14 protein-coding genes are annotated in these 13011 nt (G+C 73.6%); 5 read left to right on the top strand and 9 right to left on the bottom strand.

Going from position 1 to position 13011, the window contains the following annotated elements:
* Positions 1-169: 169 nt before the first annotated feature.
* Positions 170-907 (bottom strand): phosphodiesterase, encoded by a 738-nt coding sequence (locus OG245_RS22180; protein WP_371625232.1) that lies wholly within the window; start codon positions 905-907, stop codon positions 170-172.
* A gap of 136 nt (positions 908-1043) precedes the next feature.
* Between OG245_RS22180 and OG245_RS22175 the strand changes: the two genes are divergently transcribed.
* On the top strand, positions 1044-1622 hold the full coding sequence (locus tag OG245_RS22175) for an ABATE domain-containing protein (protein WP_371627950.1): 579 nt from the start codon (positions 1044-1046) through the stop codon (positions 1620-1622).
* A 16-nt stretch (positions 1623-1638) separates the two neighbouring features.
* Here the strand turns inward: OG245_RS22175 and OG245_RS22170 are convergent, their stop codons facing one another.
* Positions 1639-2922: a geranylgeranyl reductase family protein gene (locus OG245_RS22170; protein ID WP_361878563.1), complete on the bottom strand. Its 1284-nt coding sequence runs from the start codon at positions 2920-2922 to the stop codon at positions 1639-1641.
* 97 nt (positions 2923-3019) lie between these two features.
* On the opposite strand from OG245_RS22170, the gene OG245_RS22165 reads away from it, so the two are divergent.
* Positions 3020-3547, top strand: coding sequence for a GNAT family N-acetyltransferase (locus OG245_RS22165; protein WP_371625231.1), 528 nt, complete (start codon positions 3020-3022; stop codon positions 3545-3547).
* Between the two features lie 16 nt (positions 3548-3563).
* Here the strand turns inward: OG245_RS22165 and OG245_RS22160 are convergent, their stop codons facing one another.
* Genes OG245_RS22160 through OG245_RS22140 form a run of 5 tightly spaced genes read right to left on the bottom strand, consistent with a single transcriptional unit; the run spans position 3564 to position 8107 of the window.
* Entirely contained in the window at positions 3564-4256 is a 693-nt protein-coding gene (locus tag OG245_RS22160) for a demethylmenaquinone methyltransferase (protein ID WP_371625230.1), read from the bottom strand.
* 30 nt (positions 4257-4286) lie between these two features.
* Positions 4287-5219, bottom strand: a complete 933-nt coding sequence (locus OG245_RS22155; protein ID WP_371625229.1) for a TauD/TfdA dioxygenase family protein — start codon at positions 5217-5219, stop codon at positions 4287-4289.
* Positions 5220-5250: 31 nt separating this feature from the next.
* Positions 5251-6120, bottom strand: a complete 870-nt coding sequence (locus OG245_RS22150) for an ABC transporter ATP-binding protein (protein ID WP_371625228.1) — start codon at positions 6118-6120, stop codon at positions 5251-5253.
* On the bottom strand, positions 6104-7153 hold the full coding sequence (locus OG245_RS22145) for an ABC transporter substrate-binding protein (RefSeq protein WP_371625227.1): 1050 nt from the start codon (positions 7151-7153) through the stop codon (positions 6104-6106). The genes OG245_RS22150 and OG245_RS22145 overlap by 17 nt, the downstream gene beginning before the upstream one ends.
* A gap of 54 nt (positions 7154-7207) precedes the next feature.
* Entirely contained in the window at positions 7208-8107 is a 900-nt protein-coding gene (locus tag OG245_RS22140) for an ABC transporter permease (protein ID WP_371625226.1), read from the bottom strand.
* A 585-nt stretch (positions 8108-8692) separates the two neighbouring features.
* Between OG245_RS22140 and OG245_RS22135 the strand changes: the two genes are divergently transcribed.
* Genes OG245_RS22135 through OG245_RS22125 form a run of 3 tightly spaced genes read left to right on the top strand, consistent with a single transcriptional unit; the run spans position 8693 to position 11109 of the window.
* Positions 8693-9202, top strand: a complete 510-nt coding sequence (locus OG245_RS22135; RefSeq protein WP_371627949.1) for a SigE family RNA polymerase sigma factor — start codon at positions 8693-8695, stop codon at positions 9200-9202.
* 9 nt (positions 9203-9211) lie between these two features.
* Positions 9212-10129 (top strand): hypothetical protein, encoded by a 918-nt coding sequence (locus OG245_RS22130; RefSeq protein WP_371625225.1) that lies wholly within the window; start codon positions 9212-9214, stop codon positions 10127-10129.
* The gene (locus OG245_RS22125) at positions 10126-11109 is read left to right on the top strand and encodes a DUF3152 domain-containing protein (RefSeq protein ID WP_371625224.1); all 984 of its coding nucleotides are present in this window, start codon (positions 10126-10128) and stop codon (positions 11107-11109) included. The genes OG245_RS22130 and OG245_RS22125 overlap by 4 nt, the downstream gene beginning before the upstream one ends.
* Before the next feature lie 28 nt (positions 11110-11137).
* On the opposite strand, the gene OG245_RS22120 is transcribed toward OG245_RS22125, so the two are convergent.
* Positions 11138-11788: a hypothetical protein gene (locus OG245_RS22120; protein ID WP_371625223.1), complete on the bottom strand. Its 651-nt coding sequence runs from the start codon at positions 11786-11788 to the stop codon at positions 11138-11140.
* A gap of 7 nt (positions 11789-11795) precedes the next feature.
* A complete protein-coding gene (gene mqnC, locus OG245_RS22115; RefSeq protein ID WP_371625222.1) occupies positions 11796-12995 on the bottom strand; it encodes a cyclic dehypoxanthinyl futalosine synthase in 1200 nt (399 codons plus the stop codon).
* Positions 12996-13011: the final 16 nt, after the last annotated feature.

The following is a 13011-nucleotide window of genomic DNA, read 5'->3' as shown; positions in this document are numbered from 1 at the left end:
CGTGCGTCAAGAAGAGTGGTACGCACCGCGTGCCGCCGCTACGGGCGGGGCGGGCGCCGGCCGGTCCGGACTGCCGATGACCGGGGGGCGCGCAAATCATCGCACACGATCACCTGGGGAGTTGGGGATTAACCGCCGACGTGAGGCGGAGTTCCGGGATCCGGAGGCGTCAGGGGACGACGCGGAAGTGCGTGGTCAGCCGCCGGTCCTCGCCCAGGACGTGGAACGCCAGCCCCGGCGGCTGGTCCCGGTCCGCCGGGCGGTCTCCCTCCCAGGGCATGCGCAGGGTCCAGGTGACGGCGGGGCCGACGATCAGCGGGCGGCCCCCGAAGACCGAGGCGGCGGCCGTGTGGGCGTGCCCGGTGAGGACGGCGACGACCCGCGGGTGGGCGGCGAGCAGGGCGGCGAGCCGCTCGGGCTCCTGGAGCATCCCGGAGTCCGGCAGCGGGTGGTGGAGTTCGACGGGCGGCTGGTGGAAGGCGATCAGCGCGGGGACGTCGTCGGGCAGCCCGTCGAGCGTGGCGTCGATCCAGGCCAGCGTCTCCGGGGCGAGGCGCCCCTCGTCGCGGCCGGGGATCGTGGAGTCGCACATCAGGACGGCGCACCCGGCGATGCGGTGGACCCGGTTGACGGGTGCGGTGTCGGGGGCTTCCCCGAGGAACGCCTTGCGGTAGGCGGGCCGGGCGTCGTGGTTGCCCGGGCAGGCGAGCACGGGAAACGGCGCGTCGAGCAGGCGTACGGCCTCCTCGTACTCGGCCTCGGTCGCGTGGTCGGCGAGGTCCCCGGTGACCAGCAGCGCGTCGACCGGGTGCGGCAGGGCCCGCAGATGGTCCATGACGCGGGCGGTCCGCCGGGTCGCGCGGTCACTGCCGTCCAGGTGCAGATCGCTGATCTGAGCAAGCAACATGAGCAGCACTCCCCCGTCTAACGTTTATTTCCATTCTTCCGTTAGGACTCTAGGGTGGGAGGCGCGGACGTTCAAGAGGCGGCCGCGGACGTTCAAGAGGCGGCGGAGGGAGCGGGCAGTGGCGCAGCGGCCCGTGATGGAGCTGGTGAGCACCATCCGTCACGACGGGGACGGCGGGGCCCTCGACGACCTGGAAACGGTCCGGGGAGCGATCCGCTGGCTCCAGCGGCAGCCCGGCCTGCCGGCCGCCGCCACCGGGGACCCGGTCGCCGACGAGGAGCTACGGGCCGCGGTCGTCGGTGTACGGCGGGCCGTGCGGGCCCTGTTCGCCCGGGTGGTCAGCCCGGCCCCGCCCAGTCGGGCCGACGCCCACCGCCTGATGCCCGCCGACGAGGCCCTGGCCCTCCTCAACGCGGCCGCCGCCCGGGAGCCCGTGGCCCCCCAGCTGCACTGGCCGGACGAAGGGCCCCCGGCGGCCCGCCTGTTGTCGGCCGAGGACGATCCGGGCGTACGGCTGGTCGCGGCGCTGGCACGGGACGCCGTCGACTTCCTGAGCGGCCCGGAGCGCGAGCGGCTGCGGGCGTGCCACGCGCCGCGCTGCGTACGGTATTTCGTCCGGAGCCACGGGCGGCAGGAGTGGTGCAAGCCCTCCTGCGGCAACCGGGCCCGGGTGGCCCGCCACTACGAACGCACGCGTGCGGCGGACCCCTCGTGAGACGTCCCGAGCGGCCTCAGGCCTTCGGGGCCACCTTCGACAGGCCGTTGATGATGCGGTCCATCGCGTCGCCGCCCTGCGGGTCGGTCAGGTTGGCCAGCATCTTCAGGGTGAACTTCATCAGCAGCGGGTGGGTCAGGCCGCGCTGGGTGGCGATCTTCATGATCTTCGGGTTGCCGATCAGCTTCACGAAGGCGCGGCCCATCGTGTAGTAGCCGCCGTAGGTCTCCTTGAGCACCTTCGGGTAGTTGTTCAGGGCCAGTTCGCGCTGGGCGGGCGTGGCGCGGGCGTGGGCCTGGACGATGACGTCGGCCGCGATCTGGCCCGACTCCATGGCGTACGCGATGCCCTCGCCGTTGAACGGGTTGACCATGCCGCCCGCGTCGCCGACGAGGAGGAGGCCCTTGGTGTAGTGCGGCTGGCGGTTGAAGGCCATCGGGAGGGCCGCGCCGCGGATCGGCATCGTCATGTTGTCCGGGGTGTAGCCCCAGTCCTCCGGCATCGAGGCGCACCAGGCCTTGAGGACCTCGCGCCAGTCCAGCTCCTTGAAGGCGGAGGAGGAGTTGAGGATGCCGAGGCCCACGTTGGAGGTGCCGTCGCCCATCCCGAAGATCCAGCCGTAGCCGGGCAGCAGCCGGTCCTCGGAACCGCGCTTGTCCCACAGCTCCAGCCAGGACTCCAGGTAGTCGTCGTCGTGGCGGGGCGAGGTGAAGTAGGTGCGCACGGCGACGCCCATGGGGCGGTCCTCGCGGCGGTGCAGGCCCATCGCCAGGGAGAGCCGGGTGGAGTTGCCGTCGGCGGCGACGACGAGCGGGGCGTGGAAGGTGACCGGGGTCTTCTCCTCACCGATCCTCGCCTCGACGCCGGTGATGCGGCCGGTGCGCTCGTCCCTGATGGGCGCGCCCACGTTGCAGCGCTCGTACAGCCGGGCGCCGGCCTTCTGCGCCTGCCGGGCCAGCTGCTCGTCGAAGTCGTCGCGCTTGCGGACCAGGCCGTAGTCCGGGTAGGAGGCGAGGTCCGGCCAGTCCAGCTGGAGCCGGACACCGCCGCCGATGATGCGCAGGCCCTTGTTGCGCAGCCAGCCCGCCTCCTCGGAGATGTCGATCCCCATGGAGACGAGCTGTTTCGTGGCGCGGGGCGTGAGCCCGTCGCCGCAGACCTTCTCGCGGGGGAAGGCGGTCTTCTCCAGGAGCAGGACGTCGAGTCCGGCCTTGGCGAGGTAGTAGGCGGTCGTGGAGCCGGCTGGGCCCGCTCCGACGACGATCACGTCCGCGCTGTGCTCGGAGAGGGGCTCGGTCACGGTCGGATCTCCCGAAGACTCGAATTCGCGTGCCGCGCGGCACATGTCCCGTGCAGTCTATGGGGGCCTGCGAACCGACCCTCCGAAGGGCTCCCTCATGTCGACAGCACCTGTCACGCCTCCGGCTTCGGCTCCCGCCGTACACCTCCGTGTTCCGACCGACGAGGACGCCCTGACCTGGCACCGGGTCTTCGACGACCCGCAGGTCATGGAGTTCGTCGGCGGCCGGAGCGCGGAGCTGTCCGCGTACGAGGAGCTGACCGCGCGCCAGCGGCGGCACGACGCGGAGCTGGGCTACTGCCTGTGGACCGTCACGGACGAGGAGGACGCCGTCCTCGGCTTCACCGGGGCGCAGCCGTGGCCGCACACGCATTACGGGCCGGTCGGCGCGATCGAGATCGGCTGGCGGCTGGGGCGTGCGGCGTGGGGCCGGGGCTACGCCACGGCCGCGGCCCGCACCACGCTGGAGCGGGTGCGGGCGGCGGGGGTGGGCGAGGTCGTCGCGATGGTCCACTCGCGCAACGCCCGGTCGATGGCGGTCGCGGAACGGCTCGGGATGCGGCGCGCCGAGTCGTACCCCACTCCGCGCGGGCAGGAGGCCGTCTGCTTCCGCCTGGAGCTGTGAGGCCCCGGGGGCCGACTCAGGCGCGGGTGGCCCGGTGCAGGGCCACCACGCCGCCGGTCAGGTTGCGCCAGGCGACCTTCGACCAGCCGGCCTTCTGGAGCAGTGCGGCGAGGGCGGGCTGGTCGGGCCAGTCGCGGATGGACTCGGCGAGGTAGACGTACGCGTCCGGGTTGGAGGACACCGCGCGGGCGGCCGGCGGGATCGCCCGCATCAGGTACTCCGTGTAGACCGTGCGGAACGGGGTCCAGGTCGGCTGGGAGAACTCGCAGATCACGACCCGGCCGCCGGGCTTCGTCACCCGGTACAGCTCGCGCAGCGCGACCTCGGTGTCCTGGATGTTGCGCAGCCCGAAGGAGATCGTGACGGTGTCGAACGTCTCGTCCTTGAACGGCAGCCTCATCCCGTCGCCCGCGGTGAACGGCATCCAGGGGTGGCGCTCCTTGCCGACCCTGAGCATGCCGAGCGAGAAGTCGCACGGCACGACGTAGGCGCCCGCCTTCACGAAGGGCTGCGAGGAGGTCGCCGTACCGGCCGCGAGGTCGAGGATCTTCTGCGCGGGGCGGGCGTCGACCGCCGCCGCGACCGCCTTGCGCCACAGCCGGGCCTGGCCGAGCGAGATCACGTCGTTGGTCAGGTCGTAGTTGGCCGCCACACCGTCGAACATCGAGGCGACTTCGTGCGGCTGCTTTTCCAGGGAGGCTCGGGTCACCCGTCCATTCAAGCAGCCCGGCCGCGGGGATCAGTGGGGGCGGTCTCCCGCGATCGCGACACGTTCGGCGACCCGGCGGTGCGGGGCGTAGTCGTTGACCGCGTAGTGCTGGGTGGCCCGGTTGTCCCAGAACGCGACGTCGCCGGCGCGCCAGGAGAACCGCACCTGGTACTCCGGGGCGTGCGCCTGCTGGAAGAGCAGCCGCAGCAGCCGGTCGCTCTCCTCCCGCCCGAAGCCCACGATCCGGGTGGTGAACGAGGCGTTGACGAAGATCGTGCGGCGGCCGGTGACCGGGTGGCGGCGCACCACCGGGTGCTCGACCGGCGGGAACCGCTCCTGGTGCGCCGCCAGCCGCTCCGGCGGGAAGAAGCGGGAGAAGCCGGGGATGAAGTCGTGCACCGCCCGCGCCCCCTCGATGCGCTCCTTCACCTCCTGGGGGAGGTTGTCGTAGGCGGCGGCCATGTCGGCCCACAGCGTGTCGCCGCCCGCCGGCGGGACCTCGCGGAGCTGGAGGACCGCGCCGAGGGCGGGGCGCTCGCGGAAGGTGACGTCCGCGTGCCAGATGTTCTCGAAGGTGGGGACGGTGCTGCGGTCGAGACGGGCGACCTCGGGGTCGTCGCCGGTGGCGAGCAGCGGGTTGGTCTCCAGCTCGCCCCAGTGCCCGGCGAACGCGCGCTGCTGGTGCGAGGTGAGGTGCTGGTCGCGGAAGAACAGCACCTTCCACTCCAGCAGTGCCCGGTCCAGCTCGGCGCGCAGGGCCGCCTCCAGCGGGCGGGACAGGTCGACGCCGTGGATCTCCGCGCCGATGACCCGGCCGAGCGGAACCAGCCGGAAGCGCTCGTACGGGAGGTCGGGCCGGCCCTCCGGGACCCGGCGCAGCTCGCGCGGGCCCTCGTACAGGCCGTCGGCGGGCACGCGGTGTTCGCGCAGGACGGGGGCGGGGGGCGGGGTGGTGATGGTCATGGTCCTTCTCCTCTCGGTGTACGGGGCCGGGTCAGCGGGCCGCGTTGCGCACCGCCGTGCCGATCTCGGCGCGCAGCGCGGCGTACGCGGGCAGTCCGCGCAGTTCGTCGGGGTCGGCTCCGGTGCGGGGCAGGTCGATGGGGAGGTCCAGGGCGACGGTCCCCGGACGGTTGGTGAGGACGATCGCGCGGGTGCCGAGGAAGACCGCCTCGTCCACGCTGTGGGTGACGAAGACGGAGGTGGTCCCGGTCTCGGCGCTCACCGTGCGCAGGTCCTCCTGGAGCCGTTCCCGGGTGAGGGCGTCGAGCGCGGCGAACGGCTCGTCCAGCAGCAGGAGCCGTTTGCCGCCCGCCAGGGCGCGGGCGATGGCGACGCGCTGCTGCTGGCCGCCGGAGATCTGCCAGATGCGGCGGCGGGCGGTGCCCGCGAGGCCGACGCGCTCCAGCAACTCCGCGGTCCGCTCGGCCCGTTCGGCCCGGGGCACACCCGCGTACCTCAACGCCAGGCCGATGTTGTCGCCGACCGTGCGCCAGGGGAAGAGTCGCGGCTGCTGGAAGACGATGCCCGCCCGGCCGCCGGGGTCGGGGCGCTCGCCGAACACCTCCACCGCGCCCTCGGTGGCGTGCTCGAAGCCCGCGACCAGCCGCAGCAGGGTGCTCTTGCCGCAGCCGGAGGGGCCGACGAGGACCAGGAACTCACCGGCCGGGATCTCCAGGGAGAGGGGACCGAGTGCGGTCACCGCGTCCGCGCCCCGGCCGTAGGAATGCCGGACGTCCCGTACGGAGACGACGGACCCGGCCTCGTGGGCCTCGTGGGCCTCGTGGGCCTCGTGGGCCTCGTGGGCCTCCGGAGCCGAGGGCTCCGGGGCCAGGGTCTTCCCGGTGTCAGGGGCTGACGGCATCGCTGAGCCCTTCCGCGTGGATGGCCCCGCGCAGGGCCTCGATGTCCGGTGCGGCGTCGATCTGCTTCTGGTCGACGAGGAACCGGGCGGCGCTGTGCAGGTTGTCGGCCAGGCCGCCGGGCTTGCCGGGGGTGCCGAGCCACTTGGCGTCGGCCTGCTCGGCGGGCTTGAGGAAGATGCCCTGCTTCAGCTGGGAGCCCGCCTCGGCCGGGCTGATGCCGAGCTGCTTGCCCACGGACGCCGAGGCGGCGTCGGGGTCGTCGTGGATCAGGTCCAGCGCCCGGGCCTGCGCTGTGCGCCAGGCGGGCAGGACGTCCGGGTGGGCCTTGAGGAAGGCGGTGGAGGCGACGCCGAGGTCCAGGGTCGGCTTGCCGTCGGCGGCGAGTTCGCGGCTGGAGACGATCACCTTGCCGGTCTTCTTCAGCTCCTCCAGTGTCGGCAGCCAGACGTACGTGGCGTCGATGTCGCCGCGTGTCCAGGCGGCCAGGATGTCCTGCGGTTCGAGGTCGAGGAGCTGGACCTTCGAGGCGTCCACCCCGGCCCGGTCGAGCGCGGCGAGCAGGCTGTAGTGGGAGGTGGAGCTGAACGGGGTGGCGACCTTCTTGCCCTCCAGGTCCTTCACCGAGGAGACCTTGGAGCCGTTGCGGGCGACCAGCGCCTCGTTGTCCCCGGCGACGTCGAGCACCCAGGTCACCTCGTACGGGATGTTCAGCGGCGCGGAGAGCCCCCGGGCCACCGGGCTGGACCCGATCGCGGCGAGGTCCACGGACCCGGCGACGAAGGCGGTGTTGATGCTGGCCCCGGAGTCGAACTTGGTCCACTTGACCCGGTATCCGGGGAGCGCCTTCTCCAGCCAGCCCTTCTCCTTGACGATCAGGTCGCCGCTGGGGAACGCCTGGTAGGCGATGCGTATCGTCTTGCCGCCGTCGCCCCCGTCGCCGGAGCCGCCCTGGCCGCACGCGGTCATCGCCAGCAGGGAGCCCAGGGCCGCGGCGAGGGAGGCGATGCGGAGCGGGCCGCGTGATCGGGGCATTGTGGGTGTCCTTCGTACGAGAGGGGAGGTGGGTGGACGGGAGGAGCGGGCCGGTCAGGTGTGGCCGCGCCACGGGGCGAGCCGGTCCGACAGGAGGCGCAGGGCCGCGTCGATGAGCAGCCCGGAGAGGCCGATGGCGAAGAGGCCGAGCACGACGGTGTCGGACTGGTTGTAGCGCTGTGCGTCGCGGATCAGGCCGCCGATCCCCGGGAGCCCGTTGACGGTCTCGGCGGCGACGACGGAGGAGTACGCGATGCCGAAGGCGAGCCGGACGCCGACGAGGATCTCGGGCAGCGCCGAGGGCAGCACGACGGAGGTGACGACCTGTCCGCGCCGGGCGCCGATCGCGCGGGCCGCCTCGACCAGGGCCGTCGGCGCGGACGCCACGGCGGAGGCGGTGGCGACGGCGACCGGCGGCATCGCCGCGATCGCCAGCAGCCAGAGCTTCGGCGCCTCGTCGATGCCGAACCAGATGATCAGCAGGCTGAAGTAGGCGAGCGGGGGCAGGGTCCGCAGGAACGCCACCGCGGGCTCCAGCACCACCCGCACCCACGGCAGCGTCCCCATGAGGACACCGGCCACGAGGCCCGCGACCACGCCCGCCCCGGCCCCGACGAAGATCCGGCGCAGGCTGATCCCGAGGTGTTCGATCAGGGTGTGGCCCTGGTAGCCCCGGACGCCGTCGTGGGTACCGGAGGTCTCCAGCAGGGCCTTCCACACGGCGGCGGGCGAGGGCACCAGCACCGGTGACCACAGCTGGAGCGCGGTCACCAGCTGCCAGAGGCCGAGCAGCACGGCGAGCGCGAGGACGCGCAGGCCGATACGGCGCAGCAGGGCGGCACGTTCGGGACGGCGACGGACGCCGCCTGCAGCGGCCGGCGGGACCGGCGTCACGGGTCCGGCGGGCTCCGCGGGTTCGGCGGTCCGTTTCCGCACGGACGGGGAGGTCGGCATGGAGGGGTCTCCGGAGTCATGGAGCGTCGCCGGACCTGCGGACAGGCCGGAGGGAGGGGAGGGTGGACGGCCGCCCCGGGAACGCGAGGACGCGAGGGGCGGGGACCGGGTGCGGAGAAGGCGCGGGAGACGCGGAAGGCGCGGCTGCCGGGGACGACGCGCTCAGGCGTCACAGGGGCATCACTGAGGATGCCGCGGCAGGCTCAACAACAAGCGCTGGAGACGCGGCAGAGATCGATGGGGAGGCACTCCACCAGAAAACGATCGACTGTCACGGGCGCTGTTCTAGCACAGCGCTTCACGCGGACACCAGGCTCCGCCAGGAAGTGAGACACCCCGGGACCGTTGCGTGGAACGGTGGCACCGGTGCGTGGAGCGGCGGGCGCCCATCGAGTAGCCGACCGAACAGCAGACCGGGGGCCCGGCCGGCACCCCCCTCGAACTGATCTTCACTTCTCTTCAACCTTTTCGGCACACGGGTGCTCTGTAAGGGGTGGGAGTCCGCCCAGGGGGCGGACTCCGGGGGAGCACGGAAGCGCGAGGAGAGAGGAGGGCGGATGCATGCCGGCAGGTGCTGAGCCCGCCATGGCCGACGGCGAGGGCGCCGCGTTCGAGGCGTACGCGCGGGCCGGGCAGCGCCGGCTGTACCGGACGGCCTACCTGCTGTGCGGAGACGTCGAGGGCGCGCAGGACCTGACGCAGACGACGCTCGCCAAGCTGTTCCAGCACTGGCGGAAGGCGAGCCGGGCGGACAACCTCGACGCCTACGCCAAGACCGTGCTCGTCCGCACCTTCGTGGCCGAACGCCGCCGCACCGTCACCGATCTGCTCGCCCACGGACGCAACGCGCCCCGCCCGCAGCCCAATCCCGCACCGGGCGCCGACCTCCGGGTCACGCTGCTCGCCCTGCTCGCCGAACTCCCGCCCCGCGCACGGGCGATGGTCGTCCTGCGCTACTGGGACGACCTGAGCGTGGAGACCGTGGCCTCCTTGCTGCGGTGCAGCGAGTCGACGGTGAAGAGCCAGTGCTCGCGTTCTCTCGTCCGACTGCGCGCCCGGATGGGCGACGCCCAGCTCTACTCCACCGGAAGCTGAGGGCCGGTCATGATCCCCGAACCGCACGAGCACCTGCCGCCCCGCACGCACGACGAAGAGCTGTTCCGCGAAGCCCTGCACCGGACCGCGGGCCCGCTGTCCCTCCAGCCCGACCTGGTCCCCGACGCCGTCCGGGAGGGGCACCGACGGCGGGCCAGGACCCGGGCGTTCGCGGTCGCGGGCACCTTCGTCGCGGTCACCGCCGTGACCCTGGGCCTCGCCGTGCTCGGCCCCTGGCTGCCGGCCGGACCCGACGCGGGGCCCGCGGCGCCCGCCGGCCCGTCCCTCTCCCTGCCCGCGCCCACCCCGTCCCCCCAACGTACGGAGCCACGCACCGACATGCCGAGCCCCACGTCCACCCCCGTGCCCACGGACACCGCGCCCGTGCCCCCGGCGCCCCCCTTCTCCACGCCCTCCCCGTCGGTCCCGACCGGTCTCGGCCCCGAGGAGGCCCAGCGGCTGGAGGACTTCCGGCAGCAGGCGGCCGGGGCGCTGGACGCCCTGCTGCCCGCGTCGGTCGGGACGGTCCTGCCGGTCGGCGGCGGCCCGGAGAGCTATCAGGGGCGGCGCGGCTCCATCGTGCACGCCGTCCTCCTGGCGGTGCGTCCGGAGTCGGGGGGCCCGGCGCCCGCCTGTCGCGACATCCCGGAGAAGGGGCTGACCTGCGAGGACCTCACCCTGGACGACGGCACGCCCGCCCGCGTGTACCGGCAGCCCGCCGAGGGCCGGACGGGCACGGAGGTCTCGCTCCAGTACCGTTCCGGCCGCAGCACGGTGGCCCTGTCCGTCTCGCCCGCGCCGTCCGGGGCGGGCGGCGCTCCCGTCACCGCCGGGGACCTGGTCCGGGTCGTCCAGAGCCCGCGGTTCCGGGAGCTGATCGCGTACGCCGACGCGAACCCGGTGCCGCTGAGCGGGGCCGCCTCGTGACGCGCCGCCGGCCCACGGGCACCCTGCCGCGCGCGTACGGCGAACCGGACCGCGACGAGGACACGTTCCGGCTGCGCGTGCCGCCGCCCCGGGCCCCTGCCCCCGCACCGGGCCGCGCGCGGTCGTCGGCCCGCTCGCTGGTGCGGCGCAGACGCCGCGACCGGCGCCGGGCGGCCTCGCTCGCCGTGCTGGCCCTCGTGGCCGTCGCGGGCACGGCCCTGCTGGTCGGCCGTCCCTGGGAGGGCGGGGGCGGCCCGGCGGACGCGTCGGCGCCGGACTCGTCCCGGACGGCCCCGGCGGGCGGACCGGACAACGCGTCGGAGCCGCTGGAGGACCCTCCTCCGTCCACTCCCCCGCCGTCCCCCTCCGCGACCGCCTCGGCCTCGGACGGGAAGGACGGCGACGTCCGGGCCGAGGACATCCCCGCCTCGGGTCCCGGCACGTTCACCGTGGCCCGTGCGGGAGTCGACGCGAAGGGCAGGGGCAGCGCCTACCGGGTCGAGGTGGAGGACGGCAGCGGCGTCGACCCCGACCGGGCCGCCGAGGAGATAGCCGCCGTTCTCGCCCATCCGCGCGGCTGGAGCCACGACGGCGATCACACGTTCCGTCAGGTCGCCGGCGGACCGGCCGGGCTGGTGATCAAGATCGCCACCCCGGCGACGACGGACCGGATCTGCGGCGAGTACGGCCTGAGGACGCGCGGCGAGGTCAACTGCCGGGGCGGCGAGAAGGTGATGGTCAACCTGAAGCGCTGGCAGCTCGGTTCGCCGCAGTTCGACGGGCCCGTGTCGGAGTACCGGGCGCTGATCGTCAACCACGAGGTCGGCCACTGGCTGGGGCGCGGCCACGAGACCTGCCCGGGGAAGGGGCGCCCCGCGCCCGCGATGATGCAGCAGATCGACGGGTTGAAGGGCTGCGTCGCCAACGCCTGGCCGTACGACGCGAAGGGACGCTACCTGGGCGGCCCGAAGGTGCCGTGAGCCTCCCGCGGTGAGCCGGCCCCCCGTCTCAGCGGGCGCGGTGCACGAGCCGCCCCGCGAGGACCGTCGCCACGCAGGCGCGCGCCCCGCCCGCGCGGAGGGCCGCCTCGTCGGGGACGTCGAAGGCCGCGAGGTCCGCCCGGCCGCCCACCGTCAGCGGGGCGCCCGCCGTGCCGACCAGGTCGCCGCCCGCGGCGAAGGGGTCCAGGTCCGAAGGGCCGGGGGGCGTGGGCGACGGCGGGAGCCGGACGAGGCCCGACCGGGCGACGGCCGTGCGCAGGGCGAGGTCCTCCGTGTCGAGGGGGCCCGCCAGGTGCGTCGTGCCGTGCCGCAGCATTCGCTGGAGCCCGCGCCGGACGCTGCCGGCCCGCCGGGCCGGGTCCATCGTCGCCGCCAGCCGCTCGAACGCCTCGCCCCGGAGCGGGAGTTCGCCCAGCTCGTCGGCCTCGCGGGGGTCGGGGTGGTAGCAGCGGGTGAGCAGCTCGCGGGCCCGGTCCTGGCGCAGTCCGGGCGTGAGGAGACCGGGCCAGCGGCGGACCCGGGCCGCCGGGTGCGCGGCGGTGACCTCCTCGTAGGGGCCGAGGGCCGCGATCCGGTCGCCGTCCACCGCCACCGCACCGTCCACGACGGGCGCCGCGCCGACCGGGAGGAGCAGGGGCGCGGCGTGAATCGTCAGCATGGATACGTCAGTTGGCGTTGAGGAGCTTCAGCTCCGGGTGGGCCGTGCCGCCCTCGATCGCGGTGGAGGAGATGTGCGAGACCACGCGCTCGTCGACCGGGTCCATCGCCGGGTCGTCGTGCACGACGAGGTGCTCGTACGTCGTGGCGCGCTGCGCGGGGACCCGGTCCGCCTTGCGGATCAGGTCGATGATCTCCAGCCGGTTGGAGCGGTGCTTGGCGCCGGCCGAGGAGACGACGTTCTCCTCCAGCATGATCGAGCCGAGGTCGTCCGCGCCGTAGTGCAGCGACAGCTGGCCGACCTCCTTGCCGGTGGTCAGCCAGGAGCCCTGGATGTGGGCGACGTTGTCCAGGAAGAGCCGGGCGATGGCGATCATCCGCAGGTACTCGAAGAGCGTGGCCTGCGTCTGGCCCTTCAGCTTGTTGTTCTCCGGCTGGTAGGTGTACGGGATGAAGGCGCGGAAGCCGCCCGTGCGGTCCTGGACGTCCCGGATCATCCTCAGGTGCTCGATGCGCTCGGCGTTGGTCTCGCCGGTGCCCATCAGCATGGTGGAGGTGGACTCGACGCCGAGGCCGTGCGCGATCTCCATGATCTCCAGCCACCGCTCGCCGGACTCCTTGAGCGGGGCGATGGCGGTGCGCGGCCGGGCGGGCAGCAGCTCGGCGCCGGCGCCGGCGAAGGAGTCGAGCCCGGCGGCGTGGATCCGGCTGATGGCCTCCTCGGCGGAGACCTTCGAGATCCGGGCCATGTGCTCGATCTCGGAGGCGCCCAGCGAGTGGATGACCAGCTGCGGGTACGCCTTCTTGATCGCGGAGAAGTGCTCCTCGTAGTACTCGACGCCGAAGTCCGGGTGGTGGCCGCCCTGGAACATGATCTGGGTGCCGCCCAGCTCCACGGTCTCCGCGCAGCGGCGCAGGATGTCGTCGAGGTCCCGGGTCCAGCCCTTGGCGGTGTCCTTGGGCGGGGCGTAGAAGGCGCAGAACTTGCAGGCCGTCACGCACACGTTGGTGTAGTTGATGTTCCGCTCGATGATGTACGTCGCGATGTGCTCCGTACCGGCGTAGCGGCGGCGGCGGGCGCCGTCGGCGGCGGCGCCCAGCGCGTGCAGGGGCGCGGACCGGTAGAGGTCGAGCGCCTCCTCCGGGGTGATCCGACCGCCTTCGGCGGCTCGGTCGAGGACGGGCTGAAGGTCGGCCTTCTCGGTCACCGGGCTGTCACCTTTC

Origin of the sequence: Streptomyces sp. NBC_01116 (assembly GCF_041435495.1) — a bacterium.
In the GTDB taxonomy this organism is placed as follows: domain Bacteria; phylum Actinomycetota; class Actinomycetes; order Streptomycetales; family Streptomycetaceae; genus Streptomyces.
Note: the sequence above shows the minus strand (reverse complement) of the source record. Positions and strands in the feature narration are given on the sequence as shown.